This window comes from Bacteroidota bacterium (assembly GCA_030017895.1).
Classification (GTDB): Bacteria; Bacteroidota; Ignavibacteria; order UBA10030; family BY39; genus JASEGV01.
Genome location: JASEGV010000011.1, coordinates 1 through 20,870 on the forward strand (window position 1 = coordinate 1; position 20,870 = coordinate 20,870).

Sequence of the window (20,870 nt, forward strand, 5' to 3'; positions counted from 1 at the left end):
CTCGTTGTATCCAATTTCTTTGGATATAACCCTGACAACGGTCGATACGAAACAACCGACACTATTTTTTCTGGTATTGGCTATTGGGTGAAAGTAAATCAAGCCGGCAGATTGATCTTAGAAGCCGGAAGCCAAAAACTTTCAAAAGCCAATATTATCATTAAACCTGATTCTGATTTGCCTCCTCCGCCGCCATTACCATTAAAAGGCGAGGAAGAGACAAAAGCCTTACCCGAAGATTTCGCCCTATACCAAAACTATCCGAATCCATTTAATCCAACAACAGAGATTATGTATGATATCGCCTCAAGAAGTTTTGTTTCTTTAAAGATCATTAATACGCTTGGTCAGGTAATTGCAACGCTTGTGAATGAAGTAAAGCAACCGGGGCGGTATTCAGCAATTTTTAATGCGACCGGTTTGAGTAGTGGTATATATTTATGTAAGATACAAACGGAAAGCTATACTGAAACAAAAAAAATTATTTTAATAAAATAGCAACATCATTTTTATAAAATGAGAGTTTTTAAAATCAAAGCCTTGAGCCGTAACAGTTCAGGGCTTTTTATTTAAATCCGTTGATAATGAATCTAAGAATAATTACTTAAGTATCACATTTTTGTACTATTCTGTTCATTATCTCCACTTAATCGTACACCCAATCGAAAAAGTCTCAGGAGTTTTAACAACTTTGCTAGTTAGTATCGCATCTACCGCATCCTGCAAATACTTATCTTTTACAGCAGTCGGGTTTTGCCAGTTATCGTCCATTTTGCCGTGGTAACAAAAACCTCTCTTCGCACTGCATCTAAAAGCAATCCTGAACAATCTAAAAAAGACATTAAATGAGTGATATGAGGCGAATTTGCGATTCGCAATTTGCGAATTACGAATTTATTCTATATCTTTGAATAAAAACATCATGAAAAAACACAGCGGAATGCGCCCACTCGACGTAGTAGTGCTTTTGAAAATTGCTGCCAAAAGTAATAAAACATGGCTAATGAAAGAATTGTCTGCAGAATTGAATATCAGTGCTAGTGAGATAAGCGAAAGCTTACATCGTTCTTCGCTTGCAGGTTTAATTGTGGGTAATAAAAAAAAAATAATGATAACGGCTTTATTGGAATTTTTGCAGTATGGATTAAGGTATGTTTATCCTCAACATCCGGGGGCGTTGGTACGAGGAGTACCTACTGCTTATTCAGCGCCTCCATTGTCGGAAAAAATAGCAAGTAACGAAGCGGTTGTTTGGCCGCATCCCGATGGAGCCGTCAGAGGGCAAGCTATTGAACCTTTACATCCATCTGTTCCATCTGCATGTTTGCAAGACCCGGAGTTGTATGCCCTACTCGCCCTGGCCGATGCGCTACGAATTGGCAGAGCCAGAGAAAAGAACCTTGCAATGGAAGAGTTAAAGAAAAGGTTATGCTAAAAAACATACTCATCAATAGGGAAGCAATAAAACAAATTGCCGCCGCATTGGATAATCTCAGCGACCAGGTAATTTATGTCGGTGGTGCAGTAGTGAGTTTATACATCAATGACCCCTCTGCAGAAGATGTCCGCCCTACAAAAGATGTGGATATTAGTCTATCCATTGCTTCCCTTGGTGAATTGGAGAACCTGCGTCAACAATTAATAAAAAAAGGATTTATACAAACTGCCGAAGAGAAAGTAATGTGTCGGTTTGAATACGCCGGTATTAAGGTAGATGTAATGAGTACAAAAGCTGTAGGTTGGGCGCCCGCCAATTCTTGGTTTGAGCCGGGCTTTCGTTTTAAGCAAGTAGTTGATGTGGATGATCAGAAAATTCAAATACTCCCGTTATCTTATTACTTAGCGTCGAAGTTTGAGGCGTTTGATGACAGGGGATCTAAAGATCCAAGAACAAGTCAGGACTTTGAGGATATTGTGTACATACTTGATAACAGAAAAGACCTTACGGAGGAGATATTTAAATATTCTGACGATGAAGTAAGGAAATATTTACGAAGGGAATTCATCGGCATGCAAAAAGATAAACTAAAACAAGAAGCAATTTTATGTAATCTCTCTTATGAAATTCGGGACATACGTTTTCAACAAATCATTGACAATCTTAAATTAATTACCGATGTCCTCTAACGAACTCAACAACATAGACCCTTTCATTCTCACCCATTTTCACCAGATTCGTTAAGGTATCCTCTGCACTCAGCTGAACCACAGAGACAGACAACCAATTCGCTTTCGGCATCATAATCATAATCAATCGTTAATTCTTCACCCTGCTGAATATCGCGCGCAGCATAGAATAAAATTTTGTTGCCGGCAATTTCATAATAACAAGTAGGATCGCACGAATGGTTAAAATATTTTGTGTGATTTCCCCTGTCGTAACCATCAATAGCATTTTCATCGTTCAGCCAAAAAGTATAAATTCCTGAACGATTCAAATCTTCTTCTCTTCTCATAGCTTCTTCAGCAGAAATTAATTCACCTTCGTATTCAGCAATAAGATGATCTTTGGAAATAAATTTATTGGTAAAACAACCAAAACGGTTAATTGCGGATTCTTTAATAAGGGCATCTCTAAAATCTTAGTTTGGCAATAAAGATCAACGTGATTGTAAACGCAGTCACTAACTGGGGTTGCCTGAGCACTAATTCCGTGTTTAGTACTCTTCACATTTTTTCCATTTTTCGCTCTCCTTTTGTTCTGGAGACACTCTTTCTACGCGGCAGTATATCCGAGTTGAATCGCTCGAAACATATTGTAGGTTAAATTCATCAGTCCCACGACAGTTGTGGCTCGCTTAATACCAATAGTTCGGATAAAAGAGCCATTCATACTCTGTTGCCTTCTTGTTGTTCTTCGGTAAGCGGTTTATTTCTGTATCCTTTTTCGTGAATCTGATTAATCATTTTTTTGTGTTCTACCACTAGAGATACCGACTCACCACTGTACGCACTGTCTGCGTGCGTTGAGATATTCATAAAAAAGTCCGAATAGTTTTTCTATCGCACTTGCTTTGGTGAGCCTGTCGAACCAAACGTTTACTCTTTAGGTCGGATTGCAAATCCGACCTACTATCTTGAACAAGTTTGAGCCTCATTCTCATTTTTATTATATTGTTTCCAATATTATAAGGAAACAAAACAATGAAAAGCACACCCACTCAAAAAGTAAGTATCTTGTTTTTTGCTGCTATAATTTTTCTTACTCAACTTTCATATACGCAACAAATTAACATTCCCGATTGGACAGCTGATGCAATCTATTATCAAATTTTCCCGGAACGCTTTTACAATGCCGATACTACAAACGATCCCCCAAACACACAGCCGTGGGGCGCCATTCCCAAATACAATAACTACTTCGGCGGCGACCTAAACGGAGTTATCGAGAAACTCGATTACATTCAGGACCTGGGAGTTAATGCTATATATTTCAATCCTGTTTTCGAATCTAACTCTAATCATAAATATCACACAACCGACTATTTTAAGATTGATGATAATTTTGGAGACGACAAAATCTTCAAGCAACTTTTAGATGAATGCCATAAGCGAGGTATTCGTGTCGTTATCGACGGTGTGTTCAACCATACCGGCATCGAGTTCTTCGCTTTCAAAGATATTGTCGAGAAGGAAAAAAACTCGAAGTATTTAAATTGGTTTAAAGTACACAGTTTTCCGGTTCAGCTTCCGCCTGCAAAACCAAACTATGAAGCTTGGTGGGGAATTGGCGACCTGCCTAAACTAATGGCAGAAGAACCCGATGTTAAAAAGCATCTTTTCGATGCGACTCAAAAGTGGACTGCTATGGGAATCGACGGCTGGCGGCTCGATGTGCCGAACGAAATGTCGCACGACTTCTGGATCGAATGGCGAAAGCTTGTTAAGTCGATCAATCCCGATTGCTACATCGTGGGCGAAATCTGGGAAGATGCAACTCCGTGGTTAAAGGGCGACCAGTTCGATGCGGTTATGAATTATCTCTTTCGCGATGCAGTAAACCTGTATTTTGTTTTTAATAAATTAAATGTAAAACAGTTCGATTCGTTACTCGCAATTCCTCGAAAATATCCAAAAGAAGTTCAGTATGCACTGCAAAATTTAGTAGGCAGCCACGATACTGAAAGGTTTTTTACATTAACAAAAGGCAACACTGAGAAAGCCAAATTAGCTGCTTTATTCCAAATGACTTACATCGGAGCGCCGATGGTTTATTACGGCGATGAAATCGGTATGATGGGCGGACGCGACCCCGACTGCCGCCGGACTATGGTTTGGGATTCGTTACATTGGAACATCGACCTCCGGAATTTCTACAAAAAACTTATTGACCTGCGAAAACAAAATAAAGTTTTTAGCAGAGGAAGTTATAAAACAATTCTTACCGACGGCAAACGCAACCTTTTTGGTTTTTTACGCGAGCTCGAAAACGAAAAAGCAATCGTAATTTTAAATAACTCGAATAAATGCCAGACTGTTGAGTTACAGTCTCCTAATAAAAACGTAAAAAAATGGGTTGACCTGATAAACGATGTTACTATCAGGCAAAATGACAAATCAAAAATATCAATTCAAAATATTCCACCGATGAGCGGTGCAATTTTAATTTCGAGGAAGTGAATATGAAAAAAATATCTTTATTTCTGTTTCTATTTACCTTAACCGGCAATTTTTTATTCTCCAATCCTGCCGACAGCGTAACAATTACTTTTCGCACATATCAACCGACTTCACCTGCTTTATATTTGCCCGGGGAATTTAACGGTTGGGTAAACAATGCGCCTATCTCTTTGATGAGTTATGATAATACATTAGCAAGTTGGACTAAAACATACACATTCAAAATTAAGGATCCGTTGGATACACGAAGACGTATGGGCGATTCGGTGTGGCAATATAAATTTTACAGCACAGCGGCGGGATGGTACGGCGATCCCCTCAATCCCGAACAAAATCCAGCCGACTACAACAATTCGGTCCTACGGCTTACAAAATTTTTCTGGTTTCAATTTTATACTTTTGAAGTATCGCAGCAAATTTCACGAGTTTCAGCTTCATTGGTACACGCTAACAGTGATTCTATTACATCTGTTTACCTCGCCATTGCTCAAACCGAATCCTCGCCACGCACAATTACAGATGTGACTCAATTTTTCAACCGTGCGACACGAATAGTTGATTATACACTTCCTTTACCCATTCCAAAATCTTATTTTGTTCGTTTAGTCGGGTACAACGATCAAGGCGACTCGGTTGTGTATAAACGTGGCGGTTATATAATTGCCACTTTGCCGATGCCGGCTTATGTGAAGCACGGTGTTACACTACCGAGTACTGCATCGAACGACTCAACTTCTTTTAGAATTCACGTGCCTGGAAAAGATTATGTTCTTCTGCGTATCGCACCCCTTGGACAAAATCCTGTTACTGCCTCCCCAATAGTAATGAGGCGTGCAACACTCAACAACGAATGGTGGATGAACGTAAAACTTGCGAAAGGAACTTACGAATATCTTTATGAAATTGAAAATAACAAAATGATTTACGATCCATGGGGAAAATGGAACGGCACTAACGGAAGCCGGTTCGCCACAGACTCGACAGGTTTAACTGCCGACGATTATGTTTGGCAAAATACTAATTTCCAGCGTCCGCCAATGGATAAATTAGTTATATACGAACTCAATGTTGCCGAATTTGCCGGCGGTAAGTTAGGACTTCCTGCAGGTGAAGTTACATTCCGCCATTTCATCGAAACAATTCCATATCTCGATTCGCTCGGTGTGAATGCTATTGAATTAATGCCCATCAACGATTATGGATTGATCGGAAAATCGGGTTTCTCGTGGGGTTACGATCTTAATTCTTATTTGGCATTAGAACCCGGTTATGGTTCTCCAGCCGATTTTAAAGCTCTCGTCGATTCCGCACATGGAAGAGGTATTGCTGTAATCGTTGATGTCGTTTTCAATCACCTCAACGAAACGAGTGCCCTCTGGCAAATGGCACAGAACGAAGATATCAATCCTTATTTTAAAAGATGCAGCGACCTTCGATATAACGAAGATCAACTTTGTTTCTTTAAAGATATGGACCATTGGACTAATGAAACACAGGAGTTAATTTATAATACATTGAAAATGTGGATTGATGATTACAAAGTAGATGGTTTCAGATATGATTTGACACAAGGAATCGGTTGGAGAATAACCGAGCCAACGAAAGGAATTTTAGGATGGGCTAATAAAATTCATTCGGAATATGGCGGCGCAATTTATCAGATTGTTGAACATTTACCCGAAAGTCCCGCGCTGATTTTCAACAGCGGCATAACAAGCGGTTGGCACGACAGCTTCAGAGATGAAGTTTTCAAATGCTTAATACCGTCGCAACATCCAACATTGGCAACGATTGAAGATAGGGTGCTCGACCTCGGTGCATATCCAAGTGGCGATACTCCTTCAACTCCCGACCGCTACGCAAACCGAAAAGAACCTGTGAATGCAACAGTAAACCACGATGAGCTATCTTTGATTTACGAGATGATAACCTGGCAGGGCGTACCATTGGAACAGGCGATTCAACGAGATAAGCTTTACGCAACACTTATGTTTACCTCGCTCGGTATTCCTATGCTATGGCAGGGGATGGAGTTTGCTGAACCGCGCGGCTTTCAGAGTGACGGTGAAAAACTTTCGTATCGCCCTGTACAGTTTAACCGTCTTTCAACAGCGACAGGTCAAGTGCACTATAATTATTACAGCAGATTAATTTTCCAACGACTAAACAACCCGGCGCTTCACAACGGAGAGTTACGCAAACTATTCCGATACAATACTGAACGCGTGTTAGTTTGGGGGTTTGAAGATACAAATACCGATGCAAAAATTATGTGCGTTGCAAATTTGAGTAATAGTCAGCAAACGGTGAGTAATGTTCCCTGGCTTGCTTCGGGAACTTGGTTCGATGCTATCGACCAAACCGAGTTCATTGCATCCGGAACAACGTTAAGTAGCTTTACGATTCCGGCTTTCACAGCAAAAGTTTATTCAAACAAACCGGACAGTATTTTACTTTCTGTTGAGAATATCATAACAGAATTTCCAACTGAATTTCGGTTAGAGCAAAATTACCCAAACCCATTCAACCCATCAACGTTAATACGATATGATATTCCGCAAGAAGGATTAGTAATTTTGAAGATTTATGATCTATTAGGTAGAGAAGTAGCAACACTCGTAAATGAATTCAAGAAAGCTGGAAATTATGAGGCGGTGTGGAATGCAGTAGGATTGCCGAGTGGAGTTTACTTCTATCGTATGCAAGCCCACCCAATAAATGGCGGGCAAGTTGGAAGCAACTTCACAGAAACTAAAAAACTTTTATTACTCAAATAATTTATGCTAAACATTGCAATCGAAGCCGCCAAAGAAGCGGGCAAATTTTTAAAACATAACTTGGGAAAAGTTAGAGAGATCAATCTTAAAAGCGGACAGGAAAAAAACCTCGTTACTGAGATTGATAAAAAATCGGAAGAGATGATTGTGGGAATTATCAGAAAACATTTTCCAAATCACGATATACTCGCCGAGGAAAGCGGTAGCGAGCACGGTAAAAAATCGGACTTTCGCTGGATAATAGACCCGTTAGACGGAACAACGAACTTTACACACGGTCTGCCGATATTTTGTGTGTCCATCGGACTTGAACGCAAAGGTGAATTAATTGCCGGTGTAATCTACGACCCGAATTTGAATGAGCTTTTTTCGGCAGAAAAAGGGCGCGGCGCTTTTTTAAACGGCAGACGCCTGCGTGTTTCTCAGACAGCATCTCTCAAACAAAGCTTACTCGTAACAGGATTCCCTTATAACGTAAATGAAAATCCCGACAACTGCATCGAACATTTTGTAAATTTCCTCTTTGAAGGTCAAGCAGTCAGAAGAATGGGATCAGCAGCAATCGATATGGCTTATGTTGCCGCTGGTCGTTATGATGGATTCTGGGAAGTTAATTTGAATGCCTGGGATATGGCAGCGGGAGTTTTGTTGATTCGCGAAGCCGGCGGAAAAGTTACTGGTTTTAAAGGAGAAGAAATAAATATTTATGGAAAACAAATCGTCGCAAGCAATGGATTAATACACGATGAGATGGTGGGATTGATAAGTAGAAAGCCGACTTTACTCAAATAATTTTGAATTAAGTATTATTCTTATTACTTTATACAAAAAGTTTTGTACTAATTAGACTTGTTACAATAACTCATTATAATGAAACCATTTATTCGGTTCCACTATTTGGTCTACTTTGATTTTATTTCATTCAATAATCCATTATGTTCATTATTTGCAATTAACATAATGAATTTGTAATTTTAATTAACAAACGATAGAAAACGGATAATAATATGATAAATCAGGATAATCAAAAAGAAATTCTTGAAATATATGCCGAATTAGAAAAAAAAGCTAAAGAGATTTATCCGGATATTGAAAAAAATATTGAGACCTTCAACTCGATTAGAGTTGAGCAAGAAAGTTATTTAAATTATATTTCTTTATTAAATGAGCAATCCCTCTCAAAGGCTTCCAATCAAACTTGTTTAGAATAAGATGCCAACTTGGGGGCAAATATTAGCTGAAATTCAAACTGCAATTAAAAACAATGATCCTGCAGCTTTTGATACTGTACGTAATAAATATTTAAAAGAATTATCAGATAAAACAAAAAGAAACACTATAATTTACGCTAGCCGGTGGACAAGTGGAGACATACCAGCAAACATAATATCTATTACTGATGAAGATTTACAAGCTTTTATGGAAGCAATCCACGGACTAAGTGGTGATAAATTAGATTTAATATTACACACTGGTGGCGGGTCTGCCGAAGCTACTGATGCTATTGTAACTTATTTAAGGCAGAAGTTTAATGAAATAAGAGTATTTATACCTCAAGCAGCAATGTCTGCCGGGACGATGTTCGCTTTGTCAGCAGATGAAATAGTAATGGGAAAGCATTCCTTTATTGGACCAATCGATCCTCAATTTATTTTAAATACTGGTGTAGGAGTTCAAGCGGTACCAGCACAAGCAATAATTGAACAATTCAAAAAAGCACAAAAAGATTGTGCGGACAATCCCAAGAATTTAAATTCTTGGCTGCCAATGTTAAGCCAATACGGACCGGCATTACTCGTTCAGTGTCAAAATCAAATTGATTTTGGCATGGACTTAGTAAAAAACTGGCTGGGCAATTATATGTTTAAAGGAGATGATGGAAATAAAGCAGCAAAAATTGCTGAGTTTTTATCAAATCACGATAATTTTAAAACTCACGGAAAACATATTAACATTGAAAAAGCTAAAGAAATAGGTTTGAAGATAATGGATTTAGAAAATGATCAAGATTTACAAGAAAAAGTTCTTTCTGTTTTTCACGCCACTATGCATACACTAAATACTACTGCGGTTAAGGTGGTATGCAATCAAAATGGTAATGCCTTTATCAAGCAATTTCAGGTGCAGGTACAAAGAAGATAAAATTTTTATTTAAACAACTCACACACTCCTCGCCTTCTTCAACCGGTTCTGCACCAGGTCGCATACTGCCCAGTAAACTTCTTTCCGCTCTGCTTCTGTTAAACCGATTGCATCTCCGCCAGAGGCGGATGCACCTTTGGTGCAAAACACAACTTCATCCAACGCTTCTTGTCCTGAGCGAAGGCGAAGGATGCGGTCGGGCAAAGGATTGGGCTGCTGGGAAATTGTCTGAACCAAGATTTACTTGATTAGAAGATTACCACGATTGATATAATCCCGGTAATCCTATTAATCGTGGTACTTTTTATTATGAAGCCCCTTGAAATGTAAACTTTTACTTCCAAAGTTTATCAATAAACCAACTTCCATCTCGATCTCTAAGGCACGCTGATAAATAACTTCTTAAAAACCATTTCCCAACGTCGAATGCACCTTCATTGCACAGCCGATAATTTTCTCTGTTATATCTTCGTATTTCATTGCTTTCTCCTTTGCCTGAACCATGATTCACTTGATTATGGGATTACCTTGATAAAATATAATCACGGTTCAGACTGATTTCGCTTTTCTCAACCTATTCTGCACAAGCTCGCACACCGCCCAGTACACTTCTTTTCGTTCAGCTTCGGTGAGACCGAGCGCATCGAAGACAACATCATCCAACGCTTTGCGGTCGGGCAAGGGATTGGGCTGCTGAGAACGGATTTCTTTATCACCTTTTAATCCGCATTCTTCATAAAAAGTTTTGACTGGACGATTCTTTATTTGATCAAAAGCTTTCAGAAAATTTTTTTGATTGGCGATTCCTGTTTTATCTAATAGTAAAAACTTTGGGATCTCTGGACCGTATGTTGTCAACAGACCATCTCCCAAATTTACTCTTCCAAAAAGTTCAGTTGAAAATATATGTAATGTCGAATTAAGTAAGGCTAAATTAATCTCTAAATCATTTTCATCTAGAACTTTCCCAACAAACATAATATCACCAACATAAATTTTAACTGGAAGAACTGGAGTCCAATTTCTCTTATCTCGAAATCGTAGCATAACAAAATGGTGTTGGTCTTGTTTTCCCAAATCATACCATCTCTGTCTTCCACTACAACTTGGTCTTTCATTGAATCCCTGTTCCTCACCCCACTCAATATACTTCAGGGCTTTTGTGCCTTTCAGTTCTTTCTTCTCTTCGTGGCACATGAAGATTTTGTACTTCAGTTGTTTCGGGTCAATCAAAATACTCTTACATTCCCTTGGGCTTTTTATCACCGGCTTCAAAAACTCTTTCTCAATCTGCCACTCGGCAATCTTTGCGTCGTCAAGGTAGAAGAACTCGTTGGCGCCAGTTGTGAATCCACGCCGCACTTCTGCAATATCGCCCAGCCGCACAAGTTTACCTTTGCCTTTCTCCAATATCGTGAAGAAAATGTCCGGTGCGCGGAGGTACTTGCCACCCCATTTATCGCCAGTGTATTCGGCTATAACGTCATTGCGAATCCCGCTTTGGCGGGATGAAGCAATCTGACCTTTCGAGGATGAATCGGATTGCTTCGTCGTCCCTTCGGGACTCCTCGCAATGACAGTTTCCTCTTTTGTTTCAATCCCTGCCTTCCACAAATCTTTCTGCTTAATCGGATAAACGCGGTAATCATCTGTCGAAGTAATTGCAGTTGCACGCTCAATCTGCTGCAGTGTATCGCTTATCGCCGCAAGCTCAAACGGCTTCCGGAAATTTACAAACCGCACTACATTCTCCGATGATACTTCTACTTTCGAGCCAGCCGTTGTGGATATTACAGTTTTCTTTTCAACTGTAGAATCTTTCACAAAAACATTTATCGTTGTATTCACATCGGCTTTTTCGAACGAGCGTTTGGCGCTGTTATCATAAACTGCTTTGATGCGACTATTGCGCAGTAAAAACTCCTGAAGCTTGGCTCCATACCCAACATCGAGCCACGAGTTGGAACAGATGAAACAAAGCACGCCTTTTTCTTTCAATAAATTTATTCCACGCAAGTAAAAGTAAACATACAGATCGCTTTTTTTATTAATCTTTAAATTTTGATTTTTATAAAGCGCCTCATACGTTTCAACTAAATCGTCTTTGGTTAAACCGATGTTAAACGTATTGAAAAGCTCATTAATCTTTTCCTGCCGAAGGTAAGGTGGATTCGCAATACAAATATCAAAACCGTATCTGTAGGACGACTCGCCAAGTAGTCCTGAGGTCGAGTCAGCGACTCGACCTACATCATAAATTTCCGCAAAATGAATTTGCCAAAGTATATGCGGCAGTGTATCGATATTCTCTACTTTTACAAAACCTAATGCTTGCGATATTTCATTCTCCTTCTCTGCTATCCTATGTCTCAATTCTTCTTTAGAAATAGAAACAAGAGCAGCGTCATTTTTTCTTAATTCTTCGAAGTTGAAAAACTTTTCTTTCAGTTTTATAAGCTCGGGAATTTTATCAGCCACAAACAAATCGGGCGCGTGGTCGCTTAACCTGATGTCAAGGTTGAATGCTTGTCCTTTTTCTTTTAATCCTTTCTTACCAACGCCAGCCGAAGCAACCAGACTATCGCCTACACGGAGTTTGAAATCTAAATTCGGAAGAGCCGGAATTAATTTAAGCTCTTCAGGAGATTTGATATCTTCTTCTTTCCCATCTCCTCTGCGATAATCAACTACGAGCGAGAGCCAGAAACGGAGCTTGGCAATTTCAACCGCAAATTGGTCGATATCCACTCCGTATAAATTGTTTTGAATGATATTTAGTTTTAACTCGAATATGCTTCGCGGGTTTGCAAGTTTGTTCTCAAAGATATAACGGAGCTGTCCTTCGTTTAATTTGCTTGCAAGGGCTTTGTATATTTGCACTAACTCTTGCATCATACGAACAGGATAGGCGCCTGAACCGACAGCAGGATCAAGTATTTTGATATTGTGTATAAGGCGGTAGATAGCGAAAGCTTGTTCTTCCGAGAGATTTTTTGCGTTCCATCCATCAACCAGGTCTGCGATAGATGAATGCAGAACTTGTGTATGTTCTTCTAAGAATGTTTTCAGCGACTCACGACACATCAAGCCGACTTCTGTGGGATGTGTATAGAATGCACCTTGTCCGTGTCGTTCGGCGATGAGTTCCTCATAAGCGTAACCGAGTAAATCGGGGTTGAGAGCTACTTCAATATCTATAGGAGTATTTTCTTGTATTGTGAAATTATATCTATCGAGAAGTTTATCGAAAATCATATCGAAAGCTTCATTCTCAACTTTGACTTTCTCGTCGTCCCACTCGTGCGACCTTTCGAAAAGTCCTCCATTCAGATAAGGCACTCTGCCAATTATTTTTCTGATAGCATCCGTCTCTTCAACTGTTCCTACAGAACCTTTCATCCAAGGACGATTGAGTCCGTGAAAGAATAAATACTTGAAGAAATACTGCCACTGATTTTGCTGGCCTAATTTTTCCCTTTGACGTGCGAGATATGACCGACGAAGCTCTAATGAATCGGAATCTTCTACAAACAGCCATCCTTTTTTCTCTAAGAATTTCAGGAATAGCAATCGATTCAAAAGCAGTTGAGCAAAAGAACGTTTATTTTCTTCAGAAAGATTGGTTATGTATGATTGTATATCCCTGAAAGTATCGCGAAGTTCTTGGAAGAATTTATCAGTTACACTCTTTACATCGAAAGCTTTCGACCATTCATCAAGCCAAAGTTTTGGTGAAATGCTAAACATATCTACCTCAGGCATTTGCAGCGCTTTAAGATTGAACTCGCATAGTGTTCGAATGTAACTTGACTGATACTCCCAACCGAAAGTGCTAAGTTTTGCTTTCTCTGGTTTACCGTCTTCAAAATGCGCAAACGTATAATTCTTCCAATCGGGTGTGCAAATGAAAAGGAGATTATGCGGATTCCACGTTGGATAATCTTTGTGCTTTCGTTTCATCGGCGCAAGCGCACGGATTAGTTTCCTCAACTGCGTTACATACACTTGCGGTTTAGCAAGATGGATAAAGAAGATACCCCAAGGTTGATCGTGCGTAAACGGACGAAGCTGAGAAATTCTTGAGCCGCGCAGGTCATCGCTCTTTAAATCCATTTCTTCCGGCGACCAGCCGTAGGTAAGTTCGTCAAATGAAATATCATCCTGAATTTTCCATCCGAGATGATCTTTGAAAAATTGGAAGAATGAATTTTGGTTGTGTATGTTCTGAACTGCTTCTGATGGTATGTGCTTCAACGTTTTCTCCTTACTGAATATTTTTGCTTCGGCTCTTCAACTCTAAATCCGATCTGCCGTTTTGGTTTTTCGGGAGGAGTCATTAGCTGTCGTATTGCTTCAAAAATATTTCTAATTTGGTTATCATGAGACTTTATTTTTTGTTCTAATTCAAAGAGTTTTTGTTCAATATCTTTATGTGCCAATAATACTTGCCTGATTTTTACAAATGCTCGCATAATGATAATGTTGACTTGAATTGCTTGTTTGCTGCGTAGAACACTGGAAAGCATTGCGATTCCTTGTTCTGTAAAAGCAAATGGAAGTTTTCTTGTGCCTCCTTTTTTTGATGTTCCAAAATGGAACATCAAATTCTGAAATTCTTCCTCCGATAATTGAAACATAAAATCGGAGGGGAAGCGGTCAATATTTCGCTTGACTGCTTTGTTCAAATCTCGTGTTTGAACACCATAGAGATAGGCAATATCTTTATCGAACATTACTCTGTTTCCACGGATAAGAAAAATTCGCTGCTCTATAATTTCAATTGGAATCAATGTTTTGGTATTCATCTTATTTTCTCCTTCGTAAACGATATTTTACTTTTGCTGCCATCAACGCACCATGCTCGGTAAAAACGTACGGTAAAAATCGGGGGTCGCGATGTTTCTGTGAACCGGTAACAAATTGTGACCGGTTGGTATTGCGCTTTACTGCTTGATTTAAAGCTTTTGTGGTTACACCATATTTGTTATTGTGATAAGGGTTTTAAACTACGTCGGGTAAGTTGTTCCCGTGCTGCTATGATTGCCTGATGCAACTTCTTTTCTAACACTTTTCGCGGGGGCAATTCAGTCATATATTCTGCCACACGAATGCCTGTTTTGTGAAGCTGCAGAAGTTCAACTTGTTCGTGTTTTTCCAACCAACGGAGATACAGCTCCATTTGCCCTTTATCCGCAGCTTTAAACTTTTCAAGCTTCAAATCTATGGCAACCAATCGTTTTAGTGTACGGTGATAGAAGAGGAGATCGATGTAATAATCCTCACCATCGACAGTTATGCGTTTCTGCCGTTCAACAAAGCTGAAACCGACGCCTAATTCCAAAATGAACGATTTTATTTCTCTGAGGATTGCAGACTCAATGCCTTTTTCGCTGTATGTATCTTTCAATCCGAGGAAGTTGAGTAAGTAAGGATCACGAAAGACGAGGTCGGGTGTAAGTTTATCTTCGTCACGAAGGGATTTCAATTCTTGCTTGATAAGTTTGACAGGTTTCTTAGAGATGGCGGTGCGTTCGTAGAGCATACCAGAAATTTTTTCGCGTAACATTCTAACACTCCACCGTTCAATGCGGCACATCTCTGCATAGAAGTCACGTTTGAGTGGTTCTTCAAATACAAGAATCTCCACAAAGTGTGACCATGATAATTGTGCAGACAGTGTCTGCACAATTTTGACGTTAGGAAATATCTCAGCAAAGCGAATCATGTTAAATAAATTACGTCTGCTGAAACCATTACCATACTCATTGACCAATTGTTTCGACAGTGTCGAGACAATTTGTTGCCCATACTCAGCCCGCTCTTCGCCGAGAACATTTGTTCGGATCATCTTCCCAATCTGCCAATACAGCAACACGAGACTGGAATTAACCGCCTGCGCTACTTGCCCGCGAGTAGTTTCTATCAGTGAACGTATCTCGGTGAACAGGTGTCGTGCCACTTGCTGTGTTTTCGCAGATTGGGCTTTGACCAAGCTTGTATCGCGTTGTGGCTTTTTCATCAGCATACCTCCATCCAGCAAACTAAAATTGCTTTTTCTCCTATCACCACCTGCATGTTTCGCAGCTCGGTATTAACTTTTTTCTGTTCGATCAACTTGATACTTTTTCTTAACTCTTCCATTGGTTTTTCAACTACTCTTGGTGTTTCAGGTGAGGATTCAATAATAGCATGTATCGCTTCTATATCTTCGAGGATATCATCGTTGCCAAATCTATGGTAATACCATCTGCACTCACCCGGCACGGATAGCTCATTCCCTCTCTCATCTTTCACAACTCGTGATGGAAAACGATAAGCGGCAAAAACACCCTGCGGTTGGTTCGATTGATGTTGCTTTCCAGAGAATAAACGCTTAGGCAATTTGGGCAATATATCTGCTAAATTTGGATGTTTTTTCAAGATATCATCGAATATTAGTCGTATCTTTTCTTCGTATGAGATGATTCCATTGTAGGTAGCATTGAAATTACGTAGCGCATCATATTCTTCTTCGGGAGTAAGTATATATTTACCTTCGATACCTAATGTTTTTGAAATCCGTAACAACTTACCTGAAACACGCTGATAGAGATCTAACAACTCATCAAGCTCATCAGGTGGTAGGAAATTCCAGAAACGCACAACACAATTTTCGCGACCAAGCATCTTCTCAATTTTCGGATCAAGCCTTCTGTCAACACGACCGATGCGCTGCATGAGACGGACAGGATTCCAATGTAAATCGTAATTTATAAGAAGATTGGCATCTTGTAAGTTTAGTCCTTCCGAAAGAATATCTGTAGAAATCAAAATTCTAATCGGTTGATTAAGATATTTTTGAACTTCTTCTTCAGAGCAATTATAATAGGGTGAGAATCGTTTTATTACAATCTCTCTATCTTTTTTTGATGTGCTGTCTAATTCTTCAATATCATCTAATCCTTTTGCTTTCAGTTGCTTATAGAGATAACGAGCAGTATCCCTGTATTGCGTGAATATAATTACCTTTTTCGTTTTTAGTTCTTTATCATCATTCAATAGATTGATGAGTCGTTTCAGCTTGTCGTCCGATTGTTCTGTGATATTGGAATGAATAAACTGCAGAAAATCGGCTAACTCATCCATATCGCGCTTCACACTTACAATAATATCTTCGATGAAGAAATCTTCTTTAATTAATTGTTTATTTGGTTCGGGTAGAATATCGTCTTCTTCAACTTCCGATTCTTCATCTTCATCAACAAAACGGTCGCGCCAATGTCCCTCAACCATTTTCCAAAAATCGTCGTGTTTTTCTTTCCACTTCTCCCACTCTTCTTTCTCATAATAACGAAGGAATCGAGCTAACGAACGCAATAAATCTTCACAGGAAGCTTCGAATGCCTTGTATGAGGATTCCATACGTTTTAAAAGTGTTGCTCGAATTAAAGAAATAACTTGGCGTTCTCTATTCTCAATTTTTCTATCGATTTGGGATTTATCTTTTCTAAAATTCTCAGGATTATAAAGGGCTAATTCAACAAATGGAGAATCTTTATTGAATGATTTCTTGATGCTTTCAAATAGTTCTCCATAGATTCTTGCAAGTTGATAATCTGCAACAACAGGTTTTTCGCGTTCAGGAAAATAAAACTGGTTATTTCCGATTTGTTTGAAATACTGTTTTGCGTAATCACGACTTCTCTGAATTACGACAGTACGGAAAAGAATATCATCCCGCAGTATTTTTTCTGCTTCAATAACATCGAATTCTGGAAATAAATTTTCTTCACCTTCAACTTTCGATTCTACTCCCATCTTTGCTTCGATTGCTTTTTCTTTCTTAACAAAATATGATCTTGTATCACTTATACCAAGTTTCTGAAAATACTCTCTCTTCTTTCTTGTAAAATATTCCATTAAGTGTAATATATCGAATAAAGAATTATTAACCGGTGTAGCAGTTAGCATGAAGATTTTTTTCTTCCTGCCGTTAAACTCTACAATGTCGAAAAGTTTCTCGCTTCTCTGCGCATTCGGAGTTCTAAAGTGGTGGGCTTCATCAATAATTATTACATCTGCTCTTTCACGAATACTGGCTAAATGATCTTTTAGTTTTTCTCTATGGAGGTCGGTGTGATTGATAACTTCTATCAAATCACCGCTAAATGAACCACCATAGTACTTCGACAAATATTCTTTTATCCTTCGTTCCCAAACACTTACTCTAGCTGATTTAGGAACGATTAAAGCCACACGCTTTCTTTCGTGGAGAAATCTTTCAATAAGCATTAAACCGATATAAGTTTTACCAAATCCAACACCATCACAAATCAAGGCACCTCCCCATTGTTCTGCAATCCACAATGCTTGCCGGTAGCCAATTCGCTGCAGGTCATCGAGTATGGGATAAATTTTTGACTCCCGTTCTTCCCAGGCTGTGGTTGGAATTTCTTTTCCATGAAAATATTCATAAAGAGCTTTTACATAAACTTCAAAGGGTGAATAAAGTTTAATATGCGGCTCAATCACTTTGAGCAATTCTTCTCTCACTTCCTCCGACTCTTGCCATGCTTTGTCGAACCATTCTTGCAATGCTTTAAGCTGGAGCTGATCAGTAGTAAACAGATTTAACTCAAGATTTCTCGTTAGCCCTGGTTCAGTAAAATTACTTGATCCAACTATACCGAAGTTCACCGGGCTTGGGGGTTTTGTTTGCATCAAATAAGCTTTAGCATGAAATTTTGCTTGTCGGTAAATTTTAGGTTCGATTTGTTTTTTCAGTAACGCTTCCCTAATAGCAAGGAGCCCGGTTAAGCTGTCGTCTTTTTCCTTTTCTCTCTCAATACTTTCTTCGCTTGCTTCGGTTAAGGCATTAATTAGCTCATTACGGGTTCGCTTGGTGGTTTCATCTCCCATTACAATCCGAACTTTTTCCAATTGATTCCAAAACGAATCTAGAGCGAGAAAAGACCCAATCTCAAAATATCCTGTTGCGATATCTAAATGTTTAGATTCAGGTAGTAATCTTTTGAGCGCATCCAAGACAGTGTTTGCATCACGATTATCAATGATAGAATTTAATGCTTTCATAATACGTTACCTTTTACACTAAAAGTTAAAAAATATAATCAACAATTACTAAAGGTTCAAAATCTTTTCACTCAGCCACTTTCTCCCAGCCCATTTTCGAGATATGGTTGATCAAAATTCCACCTGCTACCGCTGCAACTGCGAGAAATATGGCAGCGTGAATATATTCTCCGAGTATAAACTTTCCGAAACCAAAGAGCATCGAATAAACTAAAACAACGCCGGCAAGCCAGTCGAATGCGAGGAATGCCAGACCTGAATCCTGTTGAACATCGGGAAGTGTTTCGGCAACCGGTTGCCAGAATCCACCAGGATGTATTCGTCTGAAGAAGTTTTTTAAAGTTTCAGCATCCGTTGGTTTTGTAAGAAATGTAATTACTATCCAAACAACCGTAGTGAAACCTACAATAATAAAAAGCGACTCGGGAAATTTTATATCTGTGAAAAACTTAACATAACCGAAAGCAATAAACGGAGCTATCATTGCAGAAATTTCAGACCATGCATTTATCCTCCACCAATACCAGCGCAGAATTAAAACGAGTCCGAGCCCGGCGCCGGCTTCTATTATAAAAGCCCACGCACCGGAAATTGTATTTATAACGAGTGTAAGTAAAACCGACACAATCATTAAAGCGATTGTTGCGAACCGCGAAATTTGCACGTAATGTTTTTCGGTAGAATTTTTCTTCACAAATCTCCTGTAAAAATCGTTGATGATGTATGATGTTCCCCAGTTGAGATGAGTCGCAATCGTTGACATATAAGCCGCAAAGAAAGCGGCGACTAATAGACCGAGCAAACCTGTTGGTAAGTGGTCGCGCATCGCGTAAACATAACCCAACTTTTTGTCAGTCAAATCGGGATAAAGCACAAGCGTTGCAAGTCCCACCAAAATCCAGGGCCAGGGACGCAAACAATAGTGAGCAATTGTAAACCAGAGAGTTGCAAGGAGTGAGTGCTTCTCGTTTTTTGCCGACATCATACGTTGAGCAGCGTAACCACCGCCGCCCGGTTCTGCACCCGGATACCACGAAGCCCACCACTGAATACCGATGAAAGCAAGAAACGCCGAGAGTGATAGCGCCAGCGCCCCGCTGATTCCCATTTCATCCACCGATTCAATCGATGGAAAAAATTGGAATGTCCATTCCGGTAATTTCTCTTTTAAACCAGCCACGCCACCGACTTCAGGTAATGAAAGCACAACAACAGCAAGAATTATTGTTCCAGCCATCGCGATTATAAATTGAAACACATCGGTAACAGCAACCCCCTATAAGCCCGAAAGTGCTGAATAGATCGCAACGATGATCATACTTCCGGCTACGTAAAGAATTACTTGTGATTCAGGAATTCCGAAAAGTCCGTGAAGAATTGTGCCCATCGCAACGTTCACCCATCCCATAATTATACAATTGATGAAAAGTCCGAGGTAGATTGCACGAAACCCGCGTAAAAAAGCGGCTGGCTTGCCCGAGTATCGTATCTCAGCGAATTCTACATCGGTCAAAATTCCGGCACGCCGCCATAACCGTGCAAAGAAAAACACAGTTAACATTCCACCGAAGACGAAGTTCCACCAAAGCCAGTTACCGGCAATTCCGTTTTGAGCCACAAGCTCTGTAACTGCAAGCGGAGTATCTGCGGCAAAAGTAGTTGCAACCATCGAAGTTCCGGCAAGCCACCAGGGAAGGTTTCTGCCCGACAGGAAAAACTCAGATGTATTTTTGCCTGCCCGCTTTGAGTAGTAAACTCCGATGATGATTGAGATTATGAAGTAAAGTACGATTAAAAGCCAGTCGAGTAATAGCATAGGATAATTTTTGATTTTTGATTTATGATTTATGATTTATGATTTGTGATTTTTTTCTTTTTTAAAGATATTATTGCTGAAGCAAAGATTGCAATCAGTTCATTCGCTTCTTGCATAAGATTTTTCACTTTATCAATCGGCATTAGATTAGATTCGACAATCAATTCCATCCAATAAAACGACTCATCAGCTTCTTCTTCAACTAAACCGAGCTTGTATTCAAAATCGACTTGAGAACGTGCACGCAATGCAGAACGATAATTCGCACCAACGGATGTTCCAGACCTAAGAAGTTGATTACCAACTATTTTACCGATTTGTGTTTTTGGCAAATTGTTTACCAATTTGATTACTCGTAATGCAAATTCCTTTGTTCTATTCTTTAATTCTTCTTTATTCATACCATCGTTCCTTCATATTTTATTTTAAATTCATAAATCAGG

Annotated in this window: 17 protein-coding genes and 2 pseudogenes; 8 read left to right on the forward strand and 11 right to left on the reverse strand. The window is 39.4% G+C overall.

What is annotated here, in order from left to right; all coding sequences use genetic code 11:
- Positions 1 to 498: T9SS type A sorting domain-containing protein (locus QME58_03370; protein MDI6802872.1), on the forward strand; the 498-nt coding region annotated here is incomplete at its 5' end.
- Positions 499 to 636: 138 nt separating this feature from the next.
- On the opposite strand, the gene QME58_03375 is transcribed toward QME58_03370, so the two are convergent.
- A complete protein-coding gene (locus tag QME58_03375; GenBank protein ID MDI6802873.1) occupies positions 637 to 771 on the reverse strand; it encodes a hypothetical protein in 135 nt (44 codons plus the stop codon).
- A 151-nt stretch (positions 772 to 922) separates the two neighbouring features.
- Here QME58_03375 and QME58_03380 point away from each other — a divergent pair, with 151 nt between their 5' ends.
- Both QME58_03380 and QME58_03385 read left to right on the forward strand, forming a co-directional pair.
- Positions 923 to 1,435: a hypothetical protein gene (locus QME58_03380; GenBank protein MDI6802874.1), complete on the forward strand. Its 513-nt coding sequence runs from the start codon at positions 923 to 925 to the stop codon at positions 1,433 to 1,435.
- Entirely contained in the window at positions 1,429 to 2,127 is a 699-nt protein-coding gene (locus QME58_03385) for a hypothetical protein (GenBank protein MDI6802875.1), read from the forward strand. The genes QME58_03380 and QME58_03385 overlap by 7 nt, the downstream gene beginning before the upstream one ends.
- 29 nt (positions 2,128 to 2,156) lie before the next feature.
- On the opposite strand, the gene QME58_03390 is transcribed toward QME58_03385, so the two are convergent.
- Both QME58_03390 and QME58_03395 read right to left on the reverse strand, forming a co-directional pair.
- Entirely contained in the window at positions 2,157 to 2,549 is a 393-nt protein-coding gene (locus QME58_03390; GenBank protein ID MDI6802876.1) for an SET domain-containing protein-lysine N-methyltransferase, read from the reverse strand.
- A 280-nt stretch (positions 2,550 to 2,829) separates the two neighbouring features.
- The gene (locus tag QME58_03395) at positions 2,830 to 2,979 is read right to left on the reverse strand and encodes a hypothetical protein (GenBank protein ID MDI6802877.1); all 150 of its coding nucleotides are present in this window, start codon (positions 2,977 to 2,979) and stop codon (positions 2,830 to 2,832) included.
- 165 nt (positions 2,980 to 3,144) lie between these two features.
- On the opposite strand from QME58_03395, the gene QME58_03400 reads away from it, so the two are divergent.
- From QME58_03400 to QME58_03420, 5 genes are all read left to right on the forward strand, one after another.
- Positions 3,145 to 4,620: a glycoside hydrolase family 13 protein gene (locus tag QME58_03400; protein ID MDI6802878.1), complete on the forward strand. Its 1,476-nt coding sequence runs from the start codon at positions 3,145 to 3,147 to the stop codon at positions 4,618 to 4,620.
- A gap of 2 nt (positions 4,621 to 4,622) precedes the next feature.
- Complete coding sequence (locus QME58_03405) at positions 4,623 to 7,397, forward strand: alpha-amylase family glycosyl hydrolase (protein ID MDI6802879.1); 2,775 nt, start codon at positions 4,623 to 4,625, stop codon at positions 7,395 to 7,397.
- Positions 7,398 to 7,400: 3 nt separating this feature from the next.
- On the forward strand, positions 7,401 to 8,189 hold the full coding sequence (locus QME58_03410; protein ID MDI6802880.1) for an inositol monophosphatase family protein: 789 nt from the start codon (positions 7,401 to 7,403) through the stop codon (positions 8,187 to 8,189).
- Positions 8,190 to 8,404: 215 nt separating this feature from the next.
- Positions 8,405 to 8,608 carry a hypothetical protein gene (locus tag QME58_03415; protein MDI6802881.1) on the forward strand — a complete coding sequence of 68 codons (204 nt, stop codon included), beginning with the start codon at positions 8,405 to 8,407 and terminating at the stop codon, positions 8,606 to 8,608.
- Position 8,609: 1 nt separating this feature from the next.
- Positions 8,610 to 9,539, forward strand: a complete 930-nt coding sequence (locus QME58_03420) for a serine protease (GenBank protein ID MDI6802882.1) — start codon at positions 8,610 to 8,612, stop codon at positions 9,537 to 9,539.
- Positions 9,540 to 9,557: 18 nt separating this feature from the next.
- On the opposite strand, the gene QME58_03425 is transcribed toward QME58_03420, so the two are convergent.
- From QME58_03425 to QME58_03460, 8 genes and pseudogenes are all read right to left on the reverse strand, one after another.
- On the reverse strand, positions 9,558 to 9,776 hold the full coding sequence (locus tag QME58_03425) for a hypothetical protein (GenBank protein ID MDI6802883.1): 219 nt from the start codon (positions 9,774 to 9,776) through the stop codon (positions 9,558 to 9,560).
- Between the two features lie 51 nt (positions 9,777 to 9,827).
- Positions 9,828 to 10,019: pseudogene (locus QME58_03430) on the reverse strand (GxxExxY protein).
- Positions 10,020 to 10,088: 69 nt separating this feature from the next.
- Complete coding sequence (locus tag QME58_03435) at positions 10,089 to 13,793, reverse strand: Eco57I restriction-modification methylase domain-containing protein (protein ID MDI6802884.1); 3,705 nt, start codon at positions 13,791 to 13,793, stop codon at positions 10,089 to 10,091.
- Positions 13,790 to 14,344, reverse strand: coding sequence for an ORF6N domain-containing protein (locus QME58_03440; protein ID MDI6802885.1), 555 nt, complete (start codon positions 14,342 to 14,344; stop codon positions 13,790 to 13,792). Before QME58_03440 ends, QME58_03435 begins: the two co-directional genes overlap by 4 nt.
- Before the next feature lie 179 nt (positions 14,345 to 14,523).
- Positions 14,524 to 15,558 (reverse strand): PDDEXK nuclease domain-containing protein, encoded by a 1,035-nt coding sequence (locus QME58_03445; protein MDI6802886.1) that lies wholly within the window; start codon positions 15,556 to 15,558, stop codon positions 14,524 to 14,526.
- Positions 15,558 to 18,611: a helicase-related protein gene (locus QME58_03450; GenBank protein MDI6802887.1), complete on the reverse strand. Its 3,054-nt coding sequence runs from the start codon at positions 18,609 to 18,611 to the stop codon at positions 15,558 to 15,560. The genes QME58_03445 and QME58_03450 overlap by 1 nt, the downstream gene beginning before the upstream one ends.
- Before the next feature lie 67 nt (positions 18,612 to 18,678).
- Positions 18,679 to 20,427, reverse strand: a pseudogene (locus QME58_03455) (Na+:solute symporter).
- A gap of 29 nt (positions 20,428 to 20,456) precedes the next feature.
- The gene (locus QME58_03460; protein MDI6802888.1) at positions 20,457 to 20,828 is read right to left on the reverse strand and encodes a four helix bundle protein; all 372 of its coding nucleotides are present in this window, start codon (positions 20,826 to 20,828) and stop codon (positions 20,457 to 20,459) included.
- Between the last annotated feature and the right edge of the window lie 42 nt (positions 20,829 to 20,870).

Coding starts and splice junctions, on each gene's coding strand:
- QME58_03375 (MDI6802873.1), bottom strand. CDS start 771: ATGGACGATAACTGGCAAAACCCGACTGCTGTAAAAGATAAGTATTTG.
- QME58_03380 (MDI6802874.1), top strand. CDS start 923: ATGAAAAAACACAGCGGAATGCGCCCACTCGACGTAGTAGTGCTTTTG.
- QME58_03385 (MDI6802875.1), top strand. CDS start 1,429: ATGCTAAAAAACATACTCATCAATAGGGAAGCAATAAAACAAATTGCC.
- QME58_03395 (MDI6802877.1), bottom strand. CDS start 2,979: ATGAATATCTCAACGCACGCAGACAGTGCGTACAGTGGTGAGTCGGTA.
- QME58_03400 (MDI6802878.1), top strand. CDS start 3,145: ATGAAAAGCACACCCACTCAAAAAGTAAGTATCTTGTTTTTTGCTGCT.
- QME58_03405 (MDI6802879.1), top strand. CDS start 4,623: ATGAAAAAAATATCTTTATTTCTGTTTCTATTTACCTTAACCGGCAAT.
- QME58_03410 (MDI6802880.1), top strand. CDS start 7,401: ATGCTAAACATTGCAATCGAAGCCGCCAAAGAAGCGGGCAAATTTTTA.
- QME58_03415 (MDI6802881.1), top strand. CDS start 8,405: ATGATAAATCAGGATAATCAAAAAGAAATTCTTGAAATATATGCCGAA.
- QME58_03420 (MDI6802882.1), top strand. CDS start 8,610: ATGCCAACTTGGGGGCAAATATTAGCTGAAATTCAAACTGCAATTAAA.
- QME58_03440 (MDI6802885.1), bottom strand. CDS start 14,344: ATGAATACCAAAACATTGATTCCAATTGAAATTATAGAGCAGCGAATT.
- QME58_03445 (MDI6802886.1), bottom strand. CDS start 15,558: ATGAAAAAGCCACAACGCGATACAAGCTTGGTCAAAGCCCAATCTGCG.
- QME58_03450 (MDI6802887.1), bottom strand. CDS start 18,611: ATGAAAGCATTAAATTCTATCATTGATAATCGTGATGCAAACACTGTC.
- QME58_03460 (MDI6802888.1), bottom strand. CDS start 20,828: ATGAATAAAGAAGAATTAAAGAATAGAACAAAGGAATTTGCATTACGA.